Here is a 25,361-nt window from a genome sequence, read left to right as displayed (position 1 = left end):
AACAGTCCCGCCTGCTATCCCGGCACACATTGGGCGGGGGGAGGATGGGTCTCCTGCCAGTGGCGGGCGATATCCTCGCGGCGGCAGATCCATACATCGTCATGCGCCCGCAGATGGTCGATGAAGCGTTTCAGCCCCGGCAGACGCCCCGGCCGCCCGACCAGACGGCAGTGCAGCCCGATCGACATCATGCGCGGGGTCACGGCCCCTTCCTCATACAGAGTATCGAAACTGTCGCGCAGATAAGTGAAAAAATGCTCGGCGGTATTGAATCCCTGTGCCGTGGCAAAACGCATGTCGTTGGCATCCAGCGTATACGGCACCATCAGTTGCGGCCGCTCATGGTGCAGATCCCAGTACGGCAGATCATCAGCATAGGTATCGGCATTGTAAAGAAAGCCGCCCTCCTCTGCGATCAGGCGGTGCGTATGGGGGGAGCAGCGGCCCAGATACCAGCCGAGGGGACGCTTGCCTGTCACGCGGCGGTGCGCCTCGATCGCGCGTGCCAGATCGGCTCTCTCTGCGTCCTCGGTCACGAACTGATAGTCGATCCAGCGATAACCATGGCTCGCGATCTCATGCCCGGCTGCCATCATTGCCTGCGCCGCTTCCGGATGACGCTCCAACGCCATGCCCACCGCAAAACAGGTAAAAGGCAGCCCGTATGAGCCGAACAGACGCATCAACCGCCAGAACCCGACCCGGCTGCCATATTCGTACAGGCTTTCCATATTCATATGGCGCAGGCCGGGAACAGGTTGTGCGCCGATGATCTCCGACAGAAAGGCTTCCGATGCCGGATCGCCATGGAGAATGCTGTTCTCTCCGCCTTCCTCATAATTGACGACGAAATTGACCGCGATTCTGGCGCCGCCCGGCCAGCGCGCAAAGGGCGGTGTTTTGCCGTAGCCGATCAGATCGCGCGGATACATCCCACCATCCAGAGCCATGCGCCCGCTCCCCACGCAGTCTGTATCAACGGATATTGCCGATCAGGCGGCGCTGCAACATGGCATCCATCACAACCTGCCGCACCAGATGGCCATCCCTTGCCCATAGAACGACACGTTCACTCAACAGATCGCTCTCTGTCACCGGTTTTTCCAAAGTCAGCGTAAAATTCAGGGGGGCATCACCGTCCTGCGGCATTGCCAATGTCGTCAGTCCGATCATCCGGCCATGGCGATGGGCAGAAACGACTATCGGCCCTTGCGAGCGATCAATCCGTCGGTCCAGCAGCCAACCGCTTACTGTATCGCTTGCCAACCGGGTAAAGCAGCCGAAAAATGCGGCTTCCTCATCGCCCCAGCGCCGCATTTCACGCTGATAGCGGGAGGTCGCAAAACCGTGCGACGCCACGATCATGATAATCGCGGCCAGATAAAATACGCCGAAGATCAGCGCTGCCACGATCCGCCATTCCTTTTCGTGCCGCCGATCAGTTACATCAAATTCCAGCGGGATCAACCGCAACTGGATAGACTTTCCCGATTTTCAAGGGGAGTCCCTGACAGCCTGCACAGGCTGGAACAAAATCAGCTTTCTGTGCGCAACCACAGGCAAAGCGTATGGCAGGCCATCAAAGATGTTGCGATTATACAACAGTCTATACTCAGCCACCTCTGCATGCTGGCCGAAAAAACGAGAGCCATTACACTATGCCTCATGTCCGTTGCATCGACTCCCACACGCCGGGGCCGTCCTCCCGGAAGCAGTGCCGCCCGTGCCTCCAATGGGGATGGAGGTGAAACGGCTGCCGCCATTCCGGCAGGCGCCACACCCGCCATGGCGCAATGGTTCGTACTGAAAAACCAGCACCCCGATGCATTGCTGTTTTTCCGCATGGGTGATTTCTACGAACTGTTTTTTCAGGATGCGGAAAATGCCGCCGCAACGCTGGATATTCAGCTGACAAAGCGCGGGCTGCATGAAGGCGAGCCGATTCCCATGTGTGGCGTGCCGGTCCATGCCGCCGAGATGTATCTGTCCCGACTGATCCGCCGCGGCTGGCGGGTTGCGATTGTCGAGCAGATGGAAAATCCCAAAAACCGCGCCGGGAAAGGCCCGATCCGCCGCGATGTCGTACGTCTGGTGACGCCCGGTACCATTACCGAGGAAACTCTGCTGGATGCAGGCCGTCCCAATCTGCTGCTGGCCATTGCGCAGTCCGGGAATTGCCTGGGGGCTGCGTGGCTGGATATCTCCACCGGGCTGTTCGAGACGGAAGCGCTGGACGAATCCGGCCTGACCGCCCTGCTGGGCCGCCTTGATCCGGCGGAAATTCTCTGCCCCTCTTCCCTGCAACTGGAGATGTGGGACGCACGACGCGGACCGGAACAGCCGGTGAGCGACCCAGGCAATGCAAGGGCGCGACTCGCTGAAGCATACGATGTCAGCCATATCAACGTATTCGGCAGCTTTACCGATGCCGAAGCCATGGCGGCCATGCAGGCGCTGGATTACGTGCGGGATGCACAGATGGGGGCGCTGCCTCGCCTCGGGCATCCCGTGCCGGTGGGCGAGGCCAGACGATTGGCCATGGATGCCTCCACCCGCGCCAGTCTGGAGATTGACCGCGCCCGCGATGGCGGCACCGAACGTACTTTGCTCTCCGCCGTCCAGCGCACCCTGACCCCGGCTGGCGGCAGAATGCTCGCCGCATGGCTGGGTGCTCCCTTGACCGATCGGGCAGCCATCACCGCCCGGCAGGATGGATGGGGCTGGCTGCTGGAACAGCCAACTCTGTCCCTGCGCCTGCGGGAGACGCTGCGCGGTTGCCCGGATATGGCCCGCGCACTGGGGCGGATCGCGCTGGGACGCGGCACGCCCCGCGATCTGGCCGCCATTCGGGATGGTGCACACATTGCCATGGAAGCCGCCGGATTACTGGAAGGCATCCTGCCCGCCGCACTGGCCGAACTGCACGCCGACCTGCATCTGCCGCCCGATCTGCCGGAGATGCTGGATGCAGCGCTCGCCGATCCGGTGCCGGCCCGAATCGAGGATGGCGGCGTGATCGCCAGCGGCTTCGACGGTGAACTGGATGCCGAACGCGGGCTGCGGGATGACAGCCGCAAGGTCATCGCCGCCCTTCAGACCGAATATGCCCAGCGCTATGGCGTTGCCAGCCTCAAGATCCGTCATCACGCGCAGCTCGGTTACATGATCGAGGTGCCTGCCGTAGCGGTGGAAGCTCTGCGGAGCGTACCCGAATTGATCCTGCGACAGGGCATGGCCAACGGAGCACGTTTCACGCATCCAGATCTGTCGGAGCTGGACCGCCGCATTACCGAGGCCGCCGAACGCGCCCGGCAGCGGGAAATGATCGTCATCACTGCCCTGCGGCAGAAGGTGGAGGCCCATTCCAGCTCCATCGCCGCCTGCGCCGAGGCGCTGGCCCGTCTGGACGTGCTGCAATCCGCTGCCCGTCTGGCGGAAAACGGCACATGGTGCCGCCCCGTCATGACCGATGACCAGACCCTGACGATCGAGGCGGGACGCCATCCCGTCGTGGAGGCGGCTCTGGAAGGCGGCCCAACCCCCTTTATGCCCAACGATACGGATCTGTCCGCCAGCAGACGGGTCATGCTGCTCACCGGGCCGAATATGGCAGGCAAATCCACCTATCTGCGGCAGAACGCCCTGATCGTCATTCTGGCGCAGGCGGGACTGCCGGTTCCGGCCAGAGCAGCCCATATCGGTATTGTGGATCGCCTGTTCAGCCGGGTTGGCGCATCGGACGATCTGGCACGCGGGCAATCGACTTTTATGGTCGAGATGACCGAAACCGCCGCTATTCTGCATCAGGCCGGACCGCGTTCCCTGGTCGTCGTGGATGAAATCGGACGCGGCACGTCCACGCTGGATGGTCTGGCCATCGCCTGGGCGGTGCTGGAAGCCCTGCACAGCCGCATCGGCGCACGCACGATTTTTGCCACTCATTTCCATGAACTGGCGCGCCTGCAAGGGGAACTGCCAATGCTGCGCCCCTATACGATGAAAGTGCAGGAATGGCGCGGCAAGGTCGTGTTTATGCATGAGGTGGCGGAAGGGGCCGGAGGACGAAGCTGGGGTGTCCATGTCGCGAAACTGGCTGGTGTGCCTGCCGCCACCGTACGCCGGGCCGGACAATTGCTCACGGCGCTGGAAGAACGTTCCGCCGGACTGACCGACAGTGCAACGCTGCCCCTGTTTGCCGCCAGCCATGGCAGCGAAACAGAGAGACAACCGGAAGAAGAGAGGATTCAGGAGGCAAAATCCGCCTCCGGACCGCCGGAATTGATCGAGGCGCTGCGTCAGATGGAACCGGATAAACTCACCCCACGCGAAGCTCTCGATCTTATGTATCATTTTAAGTCTATGCTTTCTTCGCAGGCGCACAATGGCGATGTAGAAGCGGAATCATGGTGACACCTTCCTCCCCCGGCCTTGCGCCAAAAGCGCCCCGACAGACGGCATCCGAGCTTGCCGCCGTGGAACTAGATCGCGCCCTGACGGCGTTGGAGGAAGAGTTCGGCCCCGGCCCCCGCAAGGGGCCTTTATCGCAACTGGAACGTAATGCCGCCCTGGGTGTGTTCCGTCGTCATCTGGCGCGGATTCAGGGGCGGGTGCGTGATACGTTTGAACAGGGCAGGCTGGCTGGCCTGATGGCTGCCCATCTATTGTCCGACCTGACCGACGGGCTTGTTGCCGCGCTGTACCAATATGCCGACAGTATCGCCATTCCGGCCTCCGCCACACAGCAGACTGAACCTGTCACCGTTGCCGCTACTGGTGGCTATGGACGGCAGGAACTGGCCCCGTTCAGTGATATCGATCTGCTGTTCATTACGGCGGACACGCCTTCCGCCCGCACACTCGCGGTGGTCGAGTTCATGCTGTATTTTCTGTGGGATCTGGGGCTGAAAGTCGGGCACGCCACACGTTCCATCAGCCAGAGTCTGCAAGCCGCAACCGAAGATACCACCGTCCGCACCACCCTGCTGGATACACGCCATCTGGCTGGTGACCAGAGCCTGTTCGATTCATTCATCACCGCCTTCCGGGAAGCCTGTACCGAGGCGGGTGAACATGACTTCATCGCCGCGAAACAGGCCGAGCGCCATGCACGCCATCTGCGCTATGGCGAAAGCCCGTTTTTCGTCGAGCCGAACATCAAGGAAGGCCGCGGCGGCCTGCGGGATCTGCAAACGCTTTACTGGCTGTCCCGGTACGTCTTTGGCACCCGTAAACTGGCCGATCTGGTGGGCGCGGACGCTCCCGGTGGCGGCCTGATCACGGAAAACGAAGCCAGGCTGGCGAAACGGTCCTGGAATTTTCTGTGGACGCTGCGATTTCACCTGCATTACGTCGCCGGACGGGCAGAGGAACGTCTGACCTTCGATGTCCAGCCAGTGATTGGCGCGCGGATGGGGTATACGCGCCATGGTCGCCAGAATGGCGTCGAGCGCTTCATGCGCCACTATTTCCTGACCGCCCGCGAGGTCCTGCGCCTGACCCGCGTGCTGGAACCGGCATTGATCCGCGCTGCCCTCGGCCCTCCCGCTATCGCCGCTGAAACCGATATGGCGTTGATCAATGCGGGCTTCGTACTGGCGGAAGGCAAACTCCTGCCTGCCCCTTCCCATGATTTCGAGCGCAAGCCGATTCAGATGCTGCGCATCCTGAAGCTCGCACGTGATCGCGATCTGCAAATCCATCCTCTCGCCATTCGCAGCCTGATCCGCAATGAGCGGGGAGCCATCGCCCTGCGTGACGACAAACACGCCGCCGAATTGTTCCTCGATCTGCTGTGCGGCAATACGCTCCCGGAAGGCGCCCAGCGCCCATCCCAGCGGCCAAGCGGCGCACGCTGGATGTCCATCCTGAATGAAACCGGTTTTCTGGGTCGGTTCATTCCCGAATGGGCGCGTATTGTCGGACAGATGCAGTTCGACACTTACCACGTCTTTACTGTGGATGAGCACACGATCGAGGCGATTCGTGTTCTGAACCAGCTTGAGCATGGAGATCTGGCCGATATAGCCCCGGTCGCCAGCGGGCTGGTTGATCACCTCCAGTCCCGCCGTGCCCTGTATGTGGCAATGCTGACGCATGACATCGCCAAGGGACGGGGCGGCGATCACTCCGAACTCGGGGCTGAACTGGCGCTGGAGATCGGCCCGGCACTGGGGCTGGATTCAGAGGAGACGGAAATGGTCTCCTGGCTGGTGCTGCATCATCTTCTGCTCAGCCAGACCGCGTTTCGGCGCGATATAGACGATCCGAAAACCATTCTCGATCTGGCCGATACCATCCAGTCACCGGAGCGGCTGAAGCTGCTGCTGGTGCTGACAGTCGCGGATATGCGGGCCGTCAGTTCCAAGGTCTGGAACGGCTGGAAAGCGACGCTGCTGCGCGAACTCTATGCGCGCGTGGCCGAGGTTCTGGCGGGCGGTCTGGCCACCACAGAGCGCGACACCCGCGTCGCCCGCGCCAAGGAAGCCGCCGCCGAATTGCTCTATGACTGGCCGGAGGAACAGCGGGAAGCCTTCCTGACACTCGGTTATCCCGGGTACTGGCTGTCCTTCGACCCCGAAACCCATGCGCGCCATGCCCGCCTGATCCGTACCGCAGGCACGCAGCTTCTGACCGTTGATACCCAGCCTTTACCCGCCCGTGCCGTGACGGAAGTGACCGTGTATGTCGCCGATACGCCCGGTCTGGTCGGCAAGATCGCCGGTGCGCTGGCCGTGGCTGGAGCCTCCATCGTCGATGCCCGTATTCACACCATGACCAATGGTATGGCCATGGATACGTTCTGGGTACAGGATACGTCCGGGGAAGCCTTCGATCAGCCGAACCGGCTGGCAAAAATCGCCGTGCTGATTGAACAGGCCCTGTCCGGCCAGCTGGATATCGACGAGGAAATCCGCAAGGCCTCCAACCCCCTGCTTGGCACACGGATGCGGGCGATCCATGTACCGCCGCGTGTGGTGGTGGATAACCATGCCTCCCATACACATACGGTTCTGGAAGTGAACGGGCGTGACCGCCCCGGCCTGATGCACGATATTGCCGCCGCGATCGCACAGCAGGGCCTTCAAATTGCCAGCGCTCACATCACCACCTATGGCGTGCGGGCGGTGGACGTCTTTTATGTGAAAGACGTATTCGGGCTGAAAGTCGAAAACGAACGCAAGCTCGCCAAGTTGAGACAGGCTCTGCTGGGGGCACTGACCTCCCCCGATGATACCGGCCCTATGCCTTTGCCTCCACCAATGCGTCGCACATACGCCACCGGTGATGATTTTTAACGACCCGTTTTGATCGATTCCAACATCTTATTGCCATGGAGCCTGTGATGCGCAGCGGCCCTCTTTCCGTTCTGATCGTGTCCACCGGCGGGACAATCTCCAAGCGTTATGTAGAAGCCACCGGGGCCTTGGACCCGCATCCGGACTGGCTTGCAGCGCTCGGCCCACGACTGCGCCTGCCGCAGACGGAGATCACCATGGTGCAGCCGGTGCTGAAGGACAGTCTGGACTTTACCAATGCGGATCGTGATGCAGTGGCAGATGCAGTTTTTGGTGCAGAGAGCCGCTTTGGCGGCATTCTTGTCACTCATGGCACCGATACGGTGCGCGAGACGATGCGTCACCTGGAAGCCCGCGTCACGGCCGGAAAAGCCGTCCTGACGCGCCCCGTCGTGTTCACCGGCGCCATGGCTCCCCTTCATATTGATGGCTCGGATGCCGTGCAGAACCTGTCAGCCGCGCTGACGGCGCTGCGCCTGCTGCAACCGGGGCTGCATCTGGCATTCCATGATCAGGTTCTGAGCGGCACGCAGTTCGAAAAAGATCGGACGATCGGCACGTTTCGTCAGCTTTGAAGGCTAGGCGGCTGTCCGGACAGAAGATCCGCGGGTAATCTGACGGCCACTGAGCACGATTTTGCGCACCGGTTGATCCGGCTCACGCAAGCGGCTGAACAGCATCTCCATCGCCATGCGCCCGATTTCCTCGACCGGCTGGGCCATAACGGTCATGCCTGGCCCTACCAGTTCGGTCCAGTGATCATTATCGAATCCGGCCAGCCCCAGTTGCTGCGGAATTGACAGGCCGAGCGATCGGGCGGCACGGGTAACCCCCATCAGAGTCAGGCTGTTACTGACCAGCAATGCCTCTGGCGGATTAGGGCTGCTCAGCCAGGCATGGGCCGTCTGCTCGCTGTCGGGGATCGTGGCGGGAGACTGCCGGGACTCAGAAGCCAATCCTGCTTCACGCATTGCCTGTTCATAGCCCTCCCGACGTTCCACCGCCGTAGTGCTGGCCATCCCGAACAGGCCGCCGATACGGCGATATCCATTTTGCAGCAGATGCCGGGTCAGGGTACGGCTGGCCTCCCGGTTATCCAGCACCACGGAGTCCAGACAGCCGGCAGGCCCTTCACGGTCGATCAGAACCACCGGTAACGAAGGCCTGTGCATCGCCAGACGGCTTATCGCAGAGAGAGTCGGGGCAAGGATCAGGCCGGTTGCGCGCTCCTCTTCCATCAATTGCAGGTACATGGCTTCGCGTTCCGGATCTTCATCCGTATTACACAGGATCACCCGCATGCCGGACGCAAAGGCAATCTGCTCGACAGAACGGCTGACAGCGGTGAAAAACGGATTGCGGATATCTGCAACAATCAGACCAATCGTCTGGGTATTGCGGGAGCGCAGGCGGCGCGCCGACAAATTGGGGCGATAGCCGGAGCGGGCAATAGCGGCCTCCACCTGCGCTTTCAGTGCCTCACTGACCTTGCCGCCAGCCAACACGCGGGAGACTGTTGCGGGTGAAACACCTGCTGCCTCCGCCACATCCTTGATGCCGACAGCCCGCATCGTGGAGGAAGTTCCATCAGCTAAAGAGCTCAAGGCTTTCTCCATCGTTCTACCAGCGACCCAATCATCTGGAAAACGTTTTCCTTATTATCTCTGAAACCTACTGCACAAGCAATTTTCAGCAAGATCTTCGCAGGTGCAGCAAAGATAGAATGCAGCATAAACAAGTTCTAGGAAATAAATTCTACAAAATAAATTCTTTGACGTAGCTCTGAAAACGTTTTCATATAATCTTACACCCGGCAGATAGACCGGTCGTCAAAATGGATTGGGGAGGACGCCGCGAGATGAATGCAATCGCGAGCGCACAGACCGCGCCGCGTGCCATGGTGCGCGTGGGAGCGGCTCCGGCAGACAAGCAGCAGGCGATTGAGGAAGTCGCCCAGCTTCTGGCTGCTGCCGGTCATGTTGATCCCGCCTACACCGAAAGCATGCTGAAGCGGGAAAATGTCGCCAATACATGGCTCGGCCATGGAGTCGTCATTCCTCATGGCATGGTGGATGACCGCGCCATGGTGCGCAGCGATGGCATCGCAGTGCTACAGGTGCCGGAAGGTGTCCTGTGGAATCCGGGACAGATCGCCCATCTGGTGGTCGGGATCGCTGCACGATCTGACGCGCATATCGCCATTCTCCGCCGCCTGACCCGGCTGTTGCAGGATGAGGAGCGCCTGAAAACACTGTTCCAGACTGGCGATGCCACCCTGTTGCAAGCTGCCCTGAGCGAGGATGCGCATCCTGCCGCCGTCAGCATGTCCTCTGATACGGTGACAACCGATCTCCGCCATCACTTTGAATGGAGCGTCCCCTATCCAAGCGGCCTGCATGCCAGACCGGCTTCGGCGTGGGCTGAAACCGCGAAACGCTTCCGGGCTCGGCTTCAGATCAGTCATAACGCTGAAATTGCCGATCCGCGCCAGTTGATTGGCCTGTTGCAGCTTGGGCTGAAACAGGGCGACCGCATTACCGTCTCCGCCGATGGGGACGATGCCGAACAGGCGTTGCAGGCTCTGAAATCCACCATGGACAGCCTGACTGCCGGAGAACGCGCGGCCGCTGAAAAAGCCATGCGGGCTGCCCGGCCCGTCGCAGGCTGGACACCACCCCATGAGCTGATGCGTATTGATGGCGTTTCCGCTGCCCCGGGACTGGCTATCGGGCCAGTCTATGTCCTGAAAGGGCACAGCGTATCCGTGACTGATCATCCGCAGGATCTGCGGGAGGGCGCGGACCGGCTGAATGAGGCATTGCGCGTCACGCGCGCGCAGCTTCATGCCCTGTCCGATGACGCGGGCCGCCGCCTTGGTGCCGCCGATGCCGCGATTTTTCAGGCACAGGCAGGTTTGCTGGATGATACCGACCTGATCACCCGCGTCTGTCAGTTGATGGTGGACGGACATGGCGCGGCCTGGGCCTGGCATCATGCCGTCGAACAGACCGCCGAGGGGATGGCTGCACTCGGCAACCCGGTTCTGGCCGCGCGTGCGGCCGATCTGCGGGATGTCGGCAGGCGGGTTCTGGCCCAGCTTGATCCGTCCCAGGCCGGGGGGTCGCTGCTGACCCTGCCGGATTATCCCTGCATTCTGGTGGCTGATGATCTCGCCCCTTCCGACACGGCGGGACTGGATCCGGCGCGCGTGCTGGGGCTGATCACAGCGCTGGGCGGCCCGACGTCCCACACCGCGATTCTTGCCCGGACACTGGGCCTGCCCGCCATTGCGGCAGCCGGACCGGATGTGATGGAGCTGCCATCCGGCAGCATGGTCATTCTCGATGGCCGTGCCGGTGTGGTGCATCTGCACCCGGATGAGACAGCCATCGCCTCGGCACAGGACTGGTCATTGCGCCAGACCGAGCTTCGCAACGAAGAAGCTGCGCAACGGAGCCGCCCGGCCCGCACCACGGATGGTCATCACGTGACCGTGGCCGCCAACGTCAATCGCCCTGATCAGGTGGCTTTCGCGCTCGAACAGGGCGGTGAAGGGGTCGGTCTGATGCGGACCGAGTTCCTGTTTCTGGAGCGTGACCATGCCCCGGATGAGGAGGAGCAGTTCGAAACCTACCGTGCGATGCTGGAAGCATTGGATGGCAGGCCGCTGGTTGTGCGCGCCCTGGATATTGGCGGTGACAAACAGGTGCCGCATCTGAACCTTCCGCATGAGGAAAATCCTTTCCTCGGCGTGCGGGGCGCCAGACTTCTGCTGCGCCGGCCTGATCTGCTGGAGCCTCAGCTGCGTGCGCTGTACCGTGCCGCCGGACATGTCAGGCGCTGGCAGGCAGAGACGGAGCCAGCCGCGGAAGCGCCGCTATCCATCATGTTCCCGATGATCACGTCACTGGCGGAAATTGCCGGCCTGCGTGCCGTCTGTGACCGTGTCCGCACCGCGTTGCAGGCACCGGAAGTACCGTTGGGCATCATGGTGGAAGTACCGGCGGCGGCACTGCTGGCCGACCGGATTGCCCCCCATGTGGATTTCTTTTCCATTGGTACCAATGATTTGACACAATACGCGCTGGCCATGGACCGGCAGAATTCCGGGCTGGCCGCTGAGGTGGACGGGTTGCACCCTGCCGTGCTCGCGCTGATCCGCCGTACAGCCGAAGCCGCCGCACCTCTGCGCCGCTGGGTCGGGGTCTGCGGTGGTCTGGCAGGCGATCCGTTCGGTGCGGCGCTGTTGGCCGGGCTGGGTGTTACCGAACTGTCAATGACGCCCCGTGACATTCCCGGTGTCAAAGCCTGCCTGCGGCAGTACCGCATGGACGATTTGAAGGCATTGGCCGAGCGCGCTCTGGCAGCTTCCTCTCCGGCTGAAGTGAGAGCGCTGGAAACCGGCTTCCACGCTGATACCGGCTTTGGAGAAGCCATATGAGCGCGATTCTGACCATCACCCTGAACCCCGCCATCGACGAGACGGTAGAGTTGACGACCCTGCATCCGGGACAGGTCAATCGGGCCCTGGCCGCCGCCTCCTATCCCGGCGGAAAAGGGATCAATGTCGCAGGCTGCCTTGCTGACTGGTTCGCGGCCAGAGATGAAAACGCGCCGCCTGTCAGGGCCTGTGGCATTCTGGGGGATGCCAATGATGTACTGTTCTCGACGTTTTTTGCCGAGCGGGGGATCGAGGATCTGTTCCTTCGCGTGCCCGGTCATACACGCCGCAACCTGAAACTGATCGATCATACAGCCGCAGAGACCACCGACATCAACACGCCCGGCCTGCCCTGCAATGATGAAGGTGCGGCGATCATCACGCATATCTCTTCAGTGGCGCAGGCTGGAGACATTGCCGTACTGGCCGGCAGTGTCCCCAGCGCAATGCCGCACGATATCTATGTCACGCTGCTGGACATGCTGCACCGTCAAGGTCTTCGCACAGTACTGGATACCAGTGGAGCCGCGCTGGGAGCCGTGCTGAACGAAGCGAAAACACTGCCCTTTTGTTTGAAGCCCAACCGGCATGAGCTGGAAGAATGGGCAGGTACCCCGCTGGACCATATAACCGACCTCCTGCGTGCAGGGCGTGAGCTGACAGCGCGTGGCGTAACCCTCGCCGCTATTTCACTGGGAGCAGAGGGTGCCCTGTTTGTCACTGACGATCAGGCTGTGCATGTGCAGCCGCCCCCCATGCAGGTGCTGAACACTGTCGGCGCGGGTGATGCGCTCGTTGCCGGGATTGTCACGGCGCTTCATGACGATCTGCCACTGGAACAACTGGCGCGCCGCGCCGTAGCCCTTGCCTCCGCCAAATTGACGCTACCGGGCGCATCCCTGCCGGGAAGCGATCTGGTGCTAACGCTTGAAAGCCGCCTGATCGTTCAGAACCTGCAAGATAACGCAGGCCATTTTCGAAATATCGGGCATAATGCGGGAGTGTTGCCGTCATGACCATTCTCGCCATCATCGATGGACAGGCACGCCGCACACATGCCGTACTGGCTGCCGAAGCACTGCGCAAAGCTGCCTCCAACCGTAACCGTACCATTCAAATCGATCTGCGCGCAGCCGGCTCGGCGTCACCTGAGCCCGACACACGTATGATCTCCACCCTGTTGCTGGTTGGCGAAAGTGAAGGCGATACCACGCATCTGGCTATAGCAGACAAGCTTTCAGGTTTTCCAAAACATCAGACTACATTGGATACTATCCTGACTGATGCAGATCTTGTCCTGGATAATATTGCAGACGTGCCGAGCTCACCCCCTGCATCACCGGATGGAAAACTGGCACAGGGAAGCAGGATCGTTGCCATCACATCCTGCCCCACCGGCATCGCGCATACTTTCATGGCGGCCGAGGGACTGCAACAGGGTGCTGCCGCGCATGGCTGCATGATCCGGGTGGAAACACAGGGATCAGTCGGGGCGCGGGATGCACTGAGTGCTGAAGAAATTGCCTCTGCTGATCTGGTGATTATTGCAGCCGATACACAGGTTGATCTGTCCCGCTTCACCGGTAAACGACTTTTCAAAACCGGCACCAAAACGGCCATCAGGGATGGAGCCGCCCTGATTACAGAAGCTTTTGCTCAAGCCAGCATATGGGGTCAGGACAACAGGGAGCAGGCTGCTCCATCCACCTCCGACCGGTCGGCAGACAACGCCAGGCCGGCCCGGACGGGCCCCTACAAACATCTGATGACCGGTGTTTCCTTCATGCTGCCCGTCGTGGTGGCAGGCGGCATTCTGATCGCCATGGCCTTCGCACTGGGCGGCGTTCATGTGACCGATGCATCGCAGGCAGGCACACTGGCACATGCCCTGTTTCTCATCGGTGCGAAATCAGCTTTTCCACTGATTGTGCCGGTTCTGGCAGGATATATCGCCTACTCTGTTGCTGATCGTCCCGGTATTGCTCCGGGACTGACCGGCGGCATGATCGCGTCCTCAATGGGCGCCGGATTTCTCGGTGGCATTCTCGCTGGGTTTATCGCTGGATACAGCACGGCTTTTTTCAATCGCTGGATCAAGCTCGGTCGCAATCTGGATGGTCTGAAACCGGTTCTGATCCTGCCCGTGCTCGGTAGTCTGGTAACCGGCCTCGTCATGATGTACGGCGTTGGCGATCCGGCAGCTCACCTGCTCTCTGCCCTGACGCACTGGTTGCAAACTCTTCAGGGCAGCAGTGCCATTCTTCTCGGCCTTCTGCTGGGCGGCATGATGGCAATCGACATGGGCGGCCCGATCAACAAGGCTGCCTACACCTTCTCCGTCGGATTACTAGCCAGCGATATCTATACACCGATGGCGGCGGTGGTAATCGCCGGCATGACACCTCCGCTTGGTATGGCACTGGCAACACGCCTCTATCCGGACCGCTTTACCGCGCAGGAAAGAGAGGCCGGTAAAGCCGCCAGCATTCTGGGGCTGGCCTTTATTACCGAGGGCGTCATTCCCTTTGCCGCGGCTGATCCTCTGCGTGTTCTTCCCGCTACGGCAGGCGGCGCTGCCATCGCCGGAGCCATCTCCATGGCCTGTGATGTGCAGATGCGCGTGCCGCATGGGGGTGTGTTCGTGCTGCCAATTCCCAACGCCATCAGCCACCCGCTCTGGTATCTGGCCGCACTCGCGACGGGAACAATCGTCACCGCCGTTCTGGCCGGGCTGCTCAAGAAAAAACGCCCCACAGAAGCCGTCCTGTAAAATCGTTTCACATTCATAACATCATGGCCATGCTTCGTTTTTTCACAGCTCTCTGCCTGCTGATGGCAGAACTGTCTCTGCTCGCTCCTGCCCTTGCCGCTGAGCCGGGCAAGCCGGTCACCCATAACAGCGACCCCTGGCAGATTCAGGAAAACGCCGTGGGAGAAATCACGACAGATACGAACCGGCTCGGCATCGATGCGACGTCGCATAATCTTCCCGATCATGTCTCACTGGCAAACGGTGTCGATTTCATCGCCGCCTATACGGCAGAAATGGCCGCCAACCCGGTGGGGGGCATCAGACAGGAAGCCGCCTATGCCGGGCAGATTCTCGTCGGTGCCGATTTAGATATGAATAAACTGGTCGGCCTGAACGATGTCAGTGTGCACATTGCTGTCACCAATCGTCAGGGCCGCAGCCTTTCCCGCGATGCCATCGGCAACAGCACCTCCGTGCAGGAAATCTGGGGTGGCGGCCAGACGACCCGCCTGACCCAGTTCACCATCGAGAAAAAAGCTTTTAACGACCGGATAATTCTCGAAGCAGGCCGAGGCATTGCCAATACCGAGTTTCTGTCGTCACCGCTTTATTGCCAGTTTCAGTCGAATTCTGTCTGCGGCAGTCCGACTTTCGTGTTCCGCACCAGCAGCCTGACATGGTGGCCTGCATCCAGCTGGATGGGCCGCATCAAAGTCTGGATGACACCACGCGTCTATCTGCATGCCGGTGCTTATGAAGTGAACCGCAGTTTTCAGGGCAATAACGACCACGGTCTCAACTGGTCCACAAGCCGTGCCAATGGCGTGATTGTGCCGTTCGAACTCGGATATGCCACGACTTTTGAAAATGATCGTCTGCCACGTCATTACCAGATTGGCGGATGGTATGACGCCACCCATTACGATGATCCGTCACGGGACATACAAGGGGGCTATGTGCAGGTGAGCGGCCTTCCGGCCCAATCGCTGTACGGCCGCTCAGGCGCCTATATCCGGTTTGACCAGATGGTATGGCGCCCTGGTCGCTCCCAACGCGGGGTGACCGTGTTCGGGGTGGCTATGACCGGCGTGTCCGGCCGGCTGGGCGAGGATTACTTTCTGGAAGCGGGCATGGTAGTGACAGCGCCTTTCAAAACGCGCCCTTATGATACGCTCGGCTTCATGATCAACAATCAGTCTCTGAGCGGTGCAGCCCTTCAGGGCGTCAGCGAAGCCAGAACGCTGGCCGGGTTGTCACCCGGAACCAACCGCAACCAGATCATGATGGAACTGAACTATACGTTCCAAGCATTGGAAACCGTACGAATCACGCCGAACCTGCAGTATATCGTCAACCCGGATCAGCTTCGCTATCCAACCCGTCCGAAATCTATCCCGAATGCTTTCGTGATCGGGCTGAAATTGACCGTCAGCATTGCCAATCTGGTTGATAACATGATCAAGGGACATCCACTTTAACGCCCTGATCAATACCAAATGCAGCCGATTACTCATCAGTTCGGATCAATCATATCCGGTCCCACGGCGCTGAATTCACGCCACAGATGGGTCAAAGCCGCCATCAGTGCCGGGCCGAGAAACAGGCCGAACAATCCCCAACATTCCACGCCGCCCAGAATACCGAGCAGCACCAGAATAAACGGCAGCCGTGTTGCTCCACCGATCAGAAACGGGCGCACGAAATGATCCGCGATGAACACGATCAGACAACCGTATCCGGCGATGATCGCAGCGGATAGCAGCGCACCATTCGCGGCCAGAAGCAGGGCCGCCAACAGAAACGCAGCCGGGGCCCCAAACGGGATCATCGCGGCAATCGCCGTCACCGCGCCGAACAAAGTGGGATGCGGCACGCCTGCAATGGCATAGCCGATACCGATCAGGATTCCCTCGGCCAGCCCGACCAGAACCAGACCATCCACCGTACCATGGATCGAGGCAATCACCTGCCGCCCGACACGCGCCCCATGCGGGCCGAAAGCACGGGCACTGGCGCGGGAAAGCTGGGCCGTCAGGGTATCCCCGTCACGGTACAGGAAAAACAGCGTCACCAGCATGAAGCTGAACAGCACCACACGATGGGCCAGCACCGCGCTCAGATGACGGCTGATCGCCACCAGCTGGGAACGGTCGATATGTCTGGCGAGACGGGCCGCTCCTTCACCACTGCCAAGATTATTCTGCCACCACTCCACCAATGTACTGCCGAGCGGCAAGGAGGACAGGGCTGATGGCACTGGAATACCATTATGCAGCACATGCTCCACACCGTCGATCACACCGCGCGCGTCATTGGCCACCTCAATCCCCGCAAGGGTCAAAGGCCCCAGAAACAGCAGCGTGACCGCCACAGTAAACAACAACGGCAGCAACACCCGTCCCCCGCCCGGCCAGGCATTGCGCGCGCGTCGATAAAGCGGCCAGGTCGCAATGGCGAATACCGCGGCCCATGCCAGTGCAGGCATAAAACTGCCCAGGGTCCAGAGTGCGGCTGCAGTAATGATCAGAGCGAGCGCACAGAATGCGATTTTCTGGCCCGGTCGCTGCTTGCCGCCATTCTCGCAATCCTGCCGGATCACATCCGCTTCGGACCAGACGGGCGGAGAAAACGGAGAGATGGGCTGGATCATGGATGACCTTATACGCTCAAAATCTCGGGAGTGGTGACAGAGTATGACATACTCATTCCGCCGCGGCACGCAGGCCCGCACCAGCAGCGAACGGACATAGGGACGCCGCCACCACGGCAACAGCGCAGAGCAGTAAAAGATGCGGACGCGGAGAGAGCCCCCCGGCCGCTGCATCGGCCGCCGCCGCACCAAAAATCAGGATCGGCGTTGTCAGCGGCAGCACCAGCAGCGGCAACAGCACCGCCCCCCTTCGTGCCCCCAGCACCACCGCAGCCCCCATTGTGCCGAGCAGGGAGAGCGCCATCGTCCCCGGCAGCAATCCCGCAAGCAGAACCGGGACAATCTCCGGCCGCATGCGCAGCATCATGGCAAGCGGGCCGGCGCAGAGCAGCAATGGCAGGCCAGTGACCAGCCAGTGGGCCAGCGCCTTGCCCAGTGCCACCCCGAAAGCAGGCAGGCCGGACAGCAACAGGTGGTCCATCGACCCGTCCTCCTGATCCGCGCCGAGCAACCGTTCCAGCGGCAACAGGGCAGCAAGCAAGGCACACACCCACACCACCCCCGGCGCCATCCGCGCCAGCATCTCCGGCCCTGGCCCGATAGCCAGTGGGAACAGGCTGCCAGTGACAAAGAAAAACAGCAGCACAGCCAGTGTATCAGCCCCGTGACGCAGGGACAGACGCAATTCGCGGGCCAGCAATGCCGCGATCATGACATGATCATCCAGTCATCCCCATCCCACTCATCCCGGCCCCCCTCAATCGCTGTTTCCCCTGCTTCAGCAGCCAGTGCATGAGGATGAAGCGACAGCACACCCGCACCCGGCAAAGGCAGCGGCACATGAGTGGCCGCCATCACAACGCCACCCCGGGCGCGATGCGCACGCAACATATCACCGAACAGGGCAATCGACGCATCGTCCAGCCCCAGAGTAGGTTCATCCAGCAGCCAGACCGGTGTTTCCCTCAGCATCAGCCGTGACAGGGCCAGTCTCCGTTTCTGCCCTGCCGACAGCATGCGACCCGGCAGGGCCGACAGGGCCGACAGGCCTACTGCCTCCAACGCGTTCGAAATGGCTTCCCGTCGTCGGCCACGCGGGTGCCATGCCGCATCGAACAGCAGATTTTCCGCCGCCGTCAGCCCAGGCTTCACCGCATCCTGATGCCCGATATAGGTGACAATCCGGGCGCGATCGGCAGGATCCGCCGGCAGAGGCTCCTCCTGCCACCACACGGTCCCTGCGGCCGGGCGGACGAAACCAGCCAGCAGTCGCAGCAGCGTCGACTTGCCCGATCCGTTCGGTCCGATCAGGGTCAGGGCATCCTGCGCCCCCTCTCCTGCCGGTCGCAAAGTGGCCGGCGCGAGGGAAAAATCCAGATCGCGGAACACCAGACGCTCCGCCCGGAAAACTGCCAGCCCCCTTGCAGTCAACATCCTGCCACGCCCATCTCTCGTGCAGATTTTATCGCTTTCACGCTGACGGCATCCCTGCATCCTTGTCCTGATGCTGCCTATGCTCTAAGCGGTGCCGTGTTGCAACGCAGCCATCCGCGGGGGCGGGCAGGCGTGCCATTGATGAGGCAAGCACTATGAAGTCAGTCGGTCGGGACACCCTGCAAACACGCCGGACATTATCTGTCGGCGGCAAGACCTACAGTTATTTCTCCCTTCCCGAAGCAGCCAAGACCATCGGTGATATCAGCCGCCTTCCGGTAACGCTGAAAATCCTGCTGGAAAATGTCCTGCGTTTCGAGGACGGCACCTCCTACACCGTCGAGGACGCAAAGGCCGTTGTGCGCTGGCTGGAAAAGGCTTCCTCCACCGAGGAAGTGCCGTTCAAGCCCGCACGCATTCTGATGCAGGATTTCACCGGCGTCCCGGCCGTGGTGGATCTGGCCGCCATGCGTGACGGCATCACCCGTCTGGGTGGCGATCCGCAGAAAGTGAACCCGCTGGTGCCGGTCGATCTGGTGATCGATCACTCCGTGATGGTCGATACCTACGGCACGCCGAGCGCGCTCAAGACCAATGTCGATATCGAATTCGACCGCAATGGCGAGCGCTACAAGTTCCTGCGCTGGGGTCAGGAAGCATTCGAGAATTTCCGCGTGGTGCCGCCCGGCACCGGCATCTGCCATCAGGTCAATCTGGAATATCTGGCGCAGGCCGTATGGACCGCCGATGTGGATGGCGCGACCTATGCCTATCCCGATACCCTGTATGGCACGGACAGCCACACCACCATGGTGAACGGTCTGGGCGTGCTGGGCTGGGGCGTCGGCGGGATCGAGGCTGAAGCCGCCATGCTTGGCCAGCCCATCGCCATGCTGATCCCGGATGTGATCGGCTTCCGCCTGACCGGCCGCCTGCCGGAAGGCGCCACCGCCACCGATCTGGTGCTGACCGTCACCCAGATGCTGCGCAAAAAGGGCGTGGTCGGCAAATTCGTCGAATTCTTCGGCCCGGCGCTGGATCACCTGCCCGTCGCCGACCGCTCCACCATCGCCAACATGGCTCCGGAATATGGGGCGACCTGCGGCTTCTTCCCGGTGGACAAGGCAACCGTCGAATATCTGCGCCTGTCCGGCCGTGATGAAGACCGTATCGCGCTGGTCGAGTCCTATCTGCGTGCGCAGGGCATGTGGCGCGACGAGACCATGCAGGAGCCGATCTTTACCGACACGCTGGAACTCGACCTGTCCACCGTGCAGCCGAGCCTGGCCGGACCGAAGCGCCCGCAGGACCGCGTGCTGCTGAAGGAAGCCGCCAGCGCGTTCAATACCGAACTGACCAAGAGCCTCGGCGTCGCCGCCGGTGATGTCGCCCGCAAGAGCGCGGTGAAGGGCAAGAACTACGAGATCGGTCATGGTGACGTGGTGATCGCCGCCATTACCTCCTGCACCAACACCTCCAACCCCTATGTGATGGTGGCCGCCGGTCTGGTGGCGCGGAAAGCCCGCGCGCTCGGCCTCACGCCGAAACCGTGGGTCAAGACCTCCCTCGCCCCCGGATCGCAGGTGGTGACGGAATATCTGGACCGTTCCGGCCTCTCCGCTGATCTGGATGCCGTCGGCTTCAACACCGTCGGTTATGGCTGCACCACCTGTATCGGCAATTCCGGCCCGCTGGACGACACCATCGTCGATGCGATTGAAGACGGGAAGCTGGTGGCCGTCTCCGTGCTGTCCGGCAACCGTAACTTCGAAGGCCGCGTCCATCCGAACGTCCGCGCCAACTACCTCGCCAGCCCGCCGCTGGTGGTGGCGTATTCCTTCCTCGGCAATATCCGGGAAGACATCACCACCGCTCCGCTCGGCACCGGCAAGGATGGCAAGCCCGTCTATCTGAAGGATATCTGGCCGACCACGCAGGAAGTGGCCGATACCGTCCATGCCAACCTGACCCGCGAACAGTTCCTGTCCCGCTACGGCGAAGTGTTCAAGGGGCCGGAGCAGTGGCAGGCGATCGAGATCGATGGCAGCTCCGACACCTACAAATGGTCGGACAGCTCCACCTATGTCCGCAACCCGCCCTACTTCACCAACATCACCATGGAGCCGCCGGGTGTCGCCGATATTTTCGGCGCGCGTGAGCTGGCTCTGCTGGGTGACTCCATCACCACCGACCATATCAGCCCGGCCGGCAGCATCAAGAAATCCTCTCCGGCAGGCCAGTATCTGCTGGAGCGGCAGGTGCTGGAGAAGGACTTCAACAGCTACGGCGCCCGTCGCGGCAACCATGAAGTGATGATGCGCGGCACCTTCGCCAATATTCGCATCAAGAACGAACTGGCTCCGGGCACGGAAGGCGGCGTGACCACCCATCAGCCCTCCGGTGAAGTCATGCCGATCTATGACGCCGCCATGAAATACAAGGCCGATGGCGTGCCGTTGATCGTCTTTGGCGGCAAGGAATACGGCACCGGCTCCTCCCGCGACTGGGCGGCGAAGGGCACCCTGCTGCTGGGCGTGAAGGCGGTGATCGCGGAAAGCTTCGAGCGTATCCATCGTTCCAATCTCGTTGGCATGGGCGTGCTGCCTCTGCTGTTCAAGGACGGTATGACGCGCCACACGCTGGGGCTGGATGGCAGCGAGACGCTGGACATCGTCGGACTGGATGATCTGTCACCGCGTATGGACCTGACCCTGGTCATCCATCGTGCCAACGGCACGGTCGACAAGGTGCCGCTGCTGTGCCGTGTCGATACCGCTGACGAAGTCAATTACTACAAGCATGGCGGCATTCTGCATTACGTGCTGCGCGGTATGGCCCGCGCGGCGTAAGACCAGCCCGCCGGAGGCGGGTGAACAGGCCGGACGGCACGATCATCATTCTCCATCCGGGGGGATGAACATGGGAAACCAACCGTGACGCGCCGCTCCAGCCTTTCGCCCCTCTCCCTGCTGTCAGGAAAGCCGCCCGGGGAGACCCTCGGGCGGCTTTCGCTGTCCATGGACCCATGGGCGATCAGCGTGGCCGAGGGTCTGCGCGCCGCCTTCGCCACCGCACCGCTGGTCGCCGCGGATGCCTGGTTCAATCAACCCCTTTTACTGGAAGCCGCCCTGGGAGCGCTGCTGAGCTGCTATTGCGATCCGGGGGGACCGACCAAGCAGCGCATCCGGCCACTGACGATTTTCGGCCTGCTGGGGGCACTGATCACGTTTCTGCTGGGTATACTGGCCCCCTGGCCGGAGATGAGTATTCCCGCCGCCGGAATCATCATCTTCATGACCAGCTTTGCCCGGATTTATGGGCTTTCCGCGCAGAGTGTCGGCAATCTGCTGGGCGTGGTCGTGGCATTGTGCATGGGCCATGCCGCCATGCCGGACCATGATGCCAGTGTTACCGGCTGGCCCGGTGCGATCGCGTTCCTCGGGGGGAGTCTGTGGACGCAGATGATCGCTTTGGGCGTCTGGAATATTCGTCCCTTCACCCCTGCCAAACGCGCCGTATCGGCCGTGTTTTCCTCCCTTGCCGATCTCGTGGCTGGCATGGAGGGAATGCTCTCGCGGCACAGCCCGACTGATCGTGATCACGCGGAGCTATGGGCCCGCATCGCCCGTATCAGCCGCGCCCGGACGCGTGACCATATCGAACGGGCGCGCAACCTGCTGATCGACATGCGCCATCGGCGCGGCGTCGGCAGTGAACTGGGCGCTGTATTGCTGGCGCGACTGGAAGCCGCCGATCAGATTTTCGGTGCTCTCATCGCCATGAGTGATATTCTGGAGACCGGAGACAGCGCCGGCTCATCCACCGGACGCAACGCTCAGGCAGCGGTCTTTTTGCGCCGTATGCGTCCCGTTTTATCGGCGTTGTCACGATATATGTCCCAGAATACGCCGCTTCCCGAACAACGCCTGTCCCGTATCATCCCGGCGCTGACACGTGGACGAGCAGAAACGGATGGCGCACTGGCCGCGCTGGAAGACATCATTCAGGACCGGTTGAGAATCATCATTGCTGTCCAATCCACCCCTGCCAGCCTGCCCGGTGAGGACAGACCCCGAACATGGGGGTTTGATGCCATCAAGGCGCCTCTGACCGCCAATCTGGTCTGGTCCTCCGCGGTGCTGAGGCACGCCACCCGTACTGCGCTGCTGGTGATGCTTGCTCTGACCGCCTGCACCATCCAGCCGGCACCCTACCAGCAATGGCTGATCATCACCCTGATCGTGACCCTGCAACCGCATTATGCCATGACCATGCAGCGAACGTTCGAGCGTGTGGCAGGCACGCTGGCCGGCGGCGCTCTGGCAGGTGTGCTGACTTTCCTGATTCACGGTCCGCTGGAAACGGCCATGGCCCTGTTTCCGCTCGCGATTCTGGCCCTGTCGCTGCGCCCGGCAAGCTATGCACTTTTCGTCATGTTTCTGACCCCGATGATCGTGCTGCTGACCCAATACGAGCAGGGATCAGAGAACGACCTGCTGATCGCCGTCATGCGGGCTCTGTTCACGGTTATCGGAGGATTGCTGGCTCTGGTCGGTAATCTGCTGCTGTGGCCAAGCTGGGAACCGGGGCGATTGCAGAGCGCATTGCGCAACTGCATCAAAGCCCATGCGCGTTATGCTGATATCGCTCTCTCTGCCCTGATCGGCGAGGCACCACAGGAGGCGGCTCATCAGGCCAGACGTCAGGCCGGCCTCACCAGTAATAATCTGGAGGCCAGCCTCTCCCGAGCTCTGCTGGAGCCACGTCGCTCCACCATCGCCACATGGATCAAACCCGTGATGCTGGCCGATACTGCACTCCGCCGCATCGCCGGACGGCTGAGCGTGCTTCATCTGGCCAACACCGATACGATTGATCGTGAGAAGCTGATCATCTGGAAGGACTGGATCGCGACAGCCTTCGCCTATATTGAGGCTCGTCTGGATGCTGCGAACGGTCTCGCCTTCCCCTTGACGGAGCTGCCGCCGCGACCGGAAATCACAGAAGGTGCCGGTTCCCTCCAGGAAGCCCTGCGACGCATTGCCGGACAACTGGAACTGATGGCCGGCATCGACCGTCCAAACGAAAAAACCGCCCCGTTGGACGGAGCGGTTGTTCCTGAAAGCAAGTATGCCGGCATGAAAGCTGCCGCCGGGCAAAACAGCTCAGTCGGATGACTGCTGAAACGGGGCCTGATCAACGGCCGGACGCGGGGCGGAAGCATCGGGACGCGGCGCCTCAACCGGACGGGCTCCATCGGTCAACATCTGGATGCTGCCTGTGATCTGGCCGCCATCCTCGACCTGAAGGCGGCGACAACGGGCCGTGCCCAGCACCTTGCCGGAAGCCCGCACGATCAGGCTTGCGGTTGCGGTCAGGGTTCCGTCGATGGTGCCTGCGACTTCTGCATCCTCGACCTCGACTTCACCCTTGAAAACGCCGCCAAGGGAAATTGACAGTTCGGTCGCACGGATCATGGTCGCTTCAACCGTGCCCTCAACCACCAGACGCTCGGCATCCTGCACCGTGCCCTGAACGGAGATGCCACGGCCCACCACCAGTGTGCGGCGCTCCGCCGTATCCTTGCCTGCCGGACGGGCTGATCCTGCGGCGGCGGGTGCGCCAGGGCGGGGCGGCACAGCTGTAGAGGACGGGGTATTGGCGAAAGGCGCACGGCTCACGGCTTCGGCCTCCTTCTGATGGCTTGGTCGGAAAGGGGGAACACCGAAACCGCTTGCGGCCTGCTGGCCGGGCGCGGCGCCGGATGGGGCAGGCGGTACGCCCAGACGAACCGGGCCGTCAGAGGGTGACGTTCCCGCGCCCGGGGAAGCTCCCGCCGCTGATTGGATATCCCCAGCCTCGGGAGACTGGTCATCGGGTTTGCGTCGCTTAAACACGTGCACTCCATCATTCTGGACGTCACGACTCGATTCGCTAACATGCCCGGAGAAGCAGAACAACCCGCTTCCTCAATATGTTGCAGGACATTCCGCATACAGATCAATCCGGTCGTGCCTGCTGTCGCTCTGTTAAAAGGCTCCGCGATGCATTCGTAATCCGGGCCAGAACATGCACCATGACGGCCGGACCAAGGGCAGGCAGAAGCAGATTGACAGCCGGGATCATCCCGATGGCAGCAAGAATTCCACCCTGCACGAGTATCGTGCCACGCCATGTGCGATAAAGGCGTCTGGCATCAGCCCGGCTCATCCGGCGCATGGCGACACTGACGAACAGCCCCTGCCCCAGCGCCCAGGCAGAAACCACCCATCCCAGTACAAATCCGGCCCCTGGCAGCAACAGAACCACGGGCAGCGTGATCAGGCTGACCACCAGCACGCGCAGGCCCAGCGCCAATCCGTCCCATATCTGCATCTGAAGTGATGCCGATGTGGCGGGCTTCCATTGCGGATACCAGCGCCGCTCCACACAGATCGCCACCGTATCGGCAAACAATCCGCCAATCGCCGCGCTGATCGGCACAAACAACCAGAGGCCGAGTGCCGCAATTGCCATCGCCCCCACGATTCCAGCAAGCCAGTCCCATCCACCCCAGTGGTCGCCATGCCACCAATGCACTGGCACCCAGCCAGCCCCCTTGAAACCGAGCCAGACCAACAGACACAGCAGCAACAGGGCCCAGCCGAGAGACCGCATCACCACAGCCCGAAACGGCGCATCCTCCAACTGGGTGACCGCCCGCTGTAGCGGTTGGAAAACAGAAGGCCGGTCGGCAATGGGCAATGGATCATCACGCATAGGCGGATATTCCGCCGGAGAAGCCAATTT

The 25,361-nt window shown here is 61.4% G+C and carries 17 protein-coding genes; 9 read left to right on the top strand and 8 right to left on the bottom strand.

The features are described 5' to 3' along the window. Positions 1 to 14: 14 nt before the first annotated feature. Together puuE and GbCGDNIH8_RS02165 are read right to left on the bottom strand one after the other, a co-directional pair. On the bottom strand, positions 15 to 950 hold the full coding sequence (puuE, locus tag GbCGDNIH8_RS02170; RefSeq protein ID WP_072571927.1) for an allantoinase PuuE: 936 nt from the start codon (positions 948 to 950) through the stop codon (positions 15 to 17). Between the two features lie 25 nt (positions 951 to 975). Continuing rightward, positions 976 to 1,410, bottom strand: coding sequence for a hypothetical protein (locus GbCGDNIH8_RS02165; RefSeq protein ID WP_157692524.1), 435 nt, complete (start codon positions 1,408 to 1,410; stop codon positions 976 to 978). Between the two features lie 375 nt (positions 1,411 to 1,785). Here GbCGDNIH8_RS02165 and mutS point away from each other — a divergent pair, with 375 nt between their 5' ends. The 3 genes from mutS to GbCGDNIH8_RS02150 are packed head-to-tail and all read left to right on the top strand — an operon-like array spanning position 1,786 to position 7,870. Then, complete coding sequence (gene mutS / locus GbCGDNIH8_RS02160; RefSeq protein ID WP_072573546.1) at positions 1,786 to 4,410, top strand: DNA mismatch repair protein MutS; 2,625 nt, start codon at positions 1,786 to 1,788, stop codon at positions 4,408 to 4,410. After that, positions 4,404 to 7,295, top strand: coding sequence for a [protein-PII] uridylyltransferase (locus GbCGDNIH8_RS02155; RefSeq protein WP_072571925.1), 2,892 nt, complete (start codon positions 4,404 to 4,406; stop codon positions 7,293 to 7,295). The genes mutS and GbCGDNIH8_RS02155 overlap by 7 nt, the downstream gene beginning before the upstream one ends. A 47-nt stretch (positions 7,296 to 7,342) precedes the next feature. Further along, a complete protein-coding gene (locus tag GbCGDNIH8_RS02150) occupies positions 7,343 to 7,870 on the top strand; it encodes an asparaginase domain-containing protein (RefSeq protein ID WP_072573545.1) in 528 nt (175 codons plus the stop codon). Positions 7,871 to 7,873: 3 nt separating this feature from the next. Here GbCGDNIH8_RS02150 and GbCGDNIH8_RS02145 read toward each other — a convergent pair whose 3' ends face one another. Beyond that, positions 7,874 to 8,899 carry a substrate-binding domain-containing protein gene (locus GbCGDNIH8_RS02145; protein ID WP_475690355.1) on the bottom strand — a complete coding sequence of 342 codons (1,026 nt, stop codon included), beginning with the start codon at positions 8,897 to 8,899 and terminating at the stop codon, positions 7,874 to 7,876. Positions 8,900 to 9,153: 254 nt separating this feature from the next. Here GbCGDNIH8_RS02145 and ptsP point away from each other — a divergent pair, with 254 nt between their 5' ends. From ptsP to GbCGDNIH8_RS02125, 4 genes are read left to right on the top strand one after another with little or no spacing between them, the layout of a single operon-like run. After that, positions 9,154 to 11,736: a phosphoenolpyruvate--protein phosphotransferase gene (gene ptsP / locus GbCGDNIH8_RS02140; RefSeq protein WP_072571924.1), complete on the top strand. Its 2,583-nt coding sequence runs from the start codon at positions 9,154 to 9,156 to the stop codon at positions 11,734 to 11,736. After that, positions 11,733 to 12,752 (top strand): 1-phosphofructokinase family hexose kinase, encoded by a 1,020-nt coding sequence (locus GbCGDNIH8_RS02135; RefSeq protein ID WP_072571923.1) that lies wholly within the window; start codon positions 11,733 to 11,735, stop codon positions 12,750 to 12,752. Before ptsP ends, GbCGDNIH8_RS02135 begins: the two co-directional genes overlap by 4 nt. Beyond that, on the top strand, positions 12,749 to 14,506 hold the full coding sequence (locus GbCGDNIH8_RS02130) for a PTS fructose transporter subunit IIC (RefSeq protein WP_072571922.1): 1,758 nt from the start codon (positions 12,749 to 12,751) through the stop codon (positions 14,504 to 14,506). Before GbCGDNIH8_RS02135 ends, GbCGDNIH8_RS02130 begins: the two co-directional genes overlap by 4 nt. Positions 14,507 to 14,529: 23 nt before the next feature. Beyond that, the gene (locus tag GbCGDNIH8_RS02125) at positions 14,530 to 15,966 is read left to right on the top strand and encodes a carbohydrate porin (protein WP_253736081.1); all 1,437 of its coding nucleotides are present in this window, start codon (positions 14,530 to 14,532) and stop codon (positions 15,964 to 15,966) included. A 35-nt stretch (positions 15,967 to 16,001) separates the two neighbouring features. Here the strand turns inward: GbCGDNIH8_RS02125 and GbCGDNIH8_RS02120 are convergent, their stop codons facing one another. From GbCGDNIH8_RS02120 to ccmA, 3 genes are read right to left on the bottom strand one after another with little or no spacing between them, the layout of a single operon-like run. Next, complete coding sequence (locus GbCGDNIH8_RS02120; RefSeq protein ID WP_072571921.1) at positions 16,002 to 17,138, bottom strand: AI-2E family transporter; 1,137 nt, start codon at positions 17,136 to 17,138, stop codon at positions 16,002 to 16,004. A gap of 52 nt (positions 17,139 to 17,190) precedes the next feature. Continuing rightward, positions 17,191 to 17,850, bottom strand: a complete 660-nt coding sequence (ccmB, locus tag GbCGDNIH8_RS02115) for a heme exporter protein CcmB (protein WP_072571920.1) — start codon at positions 17,848 to 17,850, stop codon at positions 17,191 to 17,193. Further along, on the bottom strand, positions 17,847 to 18,572 hold the full coding sequence (ccmA, locus tag GbCGDNIH8_RS02110; RefSeq protein WP_072573542.1) for a heme ABC exporter ATP-binding protein CcmA: 726 nt from the start codon (positions 18,570 to 18,572) through the stop codon (positions 17,847 to 17,849). Before ccmA ends, ccmB begins: the two co-directional genes overlap by 4 nt. Positions 18,573 to 18,727: 155 nt before the next feature. Between ccmA and acnA the strand changes: the two genes are divergently transcribed. Beyond that, positions 18,728 to 21,421 carry an aconitate hydratase AcnA gene (acnA, locus tag GbCGDNIH8_RS02105; RefSeq protein WP_072571919.1) on the top strand — a complete coding sequence of 898 codons (2,694 nt, stop codon included), beginning with the start codon at positions 18,728 to 18,730 and terminating at the stop codon, positions 21,419 to 21,421. Positions 21,422 to 21,505: 84 nt separating this feature from the next. After that, complete coding sequence (locus GbCGDNIH8_RS02100) at positions 21,506 to 23,749, top strand: FUSC family protein (protein WP_072571918.1); 2,244 nt, start codon at positions 21,506 to 21,508, stop codon at positions 23,747 to 23,749. Here the strand turns inward: GbCGDNIH8_RS02100 and GbCGDNIH8_RS02095 are convergent. Both GbCGDNIH8_RS02095 and GbCGDNIH8_RS02090 read right to left on the bottom strand, forming a co-directional pair. Further along, positions 23,738 to 24,469, bottom strand: coding sequence for a bactofilin family protein (locus tag GbCGDNIH8_RS02095; RefSeq protein WP_253736080.1), 732 nt, complete (start codon positions 24,467 to 24,469; stop codon positions 23,738 to 23,740). The two genes, GbCGDNIH8_RS02100 and GbCGDNIH8_RS02095, sit on opposite strands and share 12 nt — an antisense overlap. Before the next feature lie 103 nt (positions 24,470 to 24,572). Continuing rightward, positions 24,573 to 25,331, bottom strand: coding sequence for an EI24 domain-containing protein (locus tag GbCGDNIH8_RS02090; RefSeq protein ID WP_081368797.1), 759 nt, complete (start codon positions 25,329 to 25,331; stop codon positions 24,573 to 24,575). Positions 25,332 to 25,361 lie beyond the last annotated feature (30 nt).

Source organism: Granulibacter bethesdensis (assembly GCF_001889545.1).
Classification (GTDB): domain Bacteria; phylum Pseudomonadota; class Alphaproteobacteria; order Acetobacterales; family Acetobacteraceae; genus Granulibacter; species Granulibacter bethesdensis_B.
Note: the sequence above shows the minus strand (reverse complement) of the source record. Positions and strands in the feature narration are given on the sequence as shown.

Coding starts and splice junctions, on each gene's coding strand:
- puuE (WP_072571927.1), bottom strand. CDS start 950: ATGGCTCTGGATGGTGGGATGTATCCGCGCGATCTGATCGGCTACGGC.
- mutS (WP_072573546.1), top strand. CDS start 1,786: ATGGCGCAATGGTTCGTACTGAAAAACCAGCACCCCGATGCATTGCTG.
- GbCGDNIH8_RS02155 (WP_072571925.1), top strand. CDS start 4,404: ATGGTGACACCTTCCTCCCCCGGCCTTGCGCCAAAAGCGCCCCGACAG.
- GbCGDNIH8_RS02150 (WP_072573545.1), top strand. CDS start 7,343: ATGCGCAGCGGCCCTCTTTCCGTTCTGATCGTGTCCACCGGCGGGACA.
- ptsP (WP_072571924.1), top strand. CDS start 9,154: ATGAATGCAATCGCGAGCGCACAGACCGCGCCGCGTGCCATGGTGCGC.
- GbCGDNIH8_RS02135 (WP_072571923.1), top strand. CDS start 11,733: ATGAGCGCGATTCTGACCATCACCCTGAACCCCGCCATCGACGAGACG.
- GbCGDNIH8_RS02130 (WP_072571922.1), top strand. CDS start 12,749: ATGACCATTCTCGCCATCATCGATGGACAGGCACGCCGCACACATGCC.
- GbCGDNIH8_RS02125 (WP_253736081.1), top strand. CDS start 14,530: ATGGCCATGCTTCGTTTTTTCACAGCTCTCTGCCTGCTGATGGCAGAA.
- GbCGDNIH8_RS02120 (WP_072571921.1), bottom strand. CDS start 17,138: ATGATCCAGCCCATCTCTCCGTTTTCTCCGCCCGTCTGGTCCGAAGCG.
- ccmB (WP_072571920.1), bottom strand. CDS start 17,850: ATGATCGCGGCATTGCTGGCCCGCGAATTGCGTCTGTCCCTGCGTCAC.
- ccmA (WP_072573542.1), bottom strand. CDS start 18,572: ATGTTGACTGCAAGGGGGCTGGCAGTTTTCCGGGCGGAGCGTCTGGTG.
- acnA (WP_072571919.1), top strand. CDS start 18,728: ATGAAGTCAGTCGGTCGGGACACCCTGCAAACACGCCGGACATTATCT.
- GbCGDNIH8_RS02090 (WP_081368797.1), bottom strand. CDS start 25,331: ATGCGTGATGATCCATTGCCCATTGCCGACCGGCCTTCTGTTTTCCAA.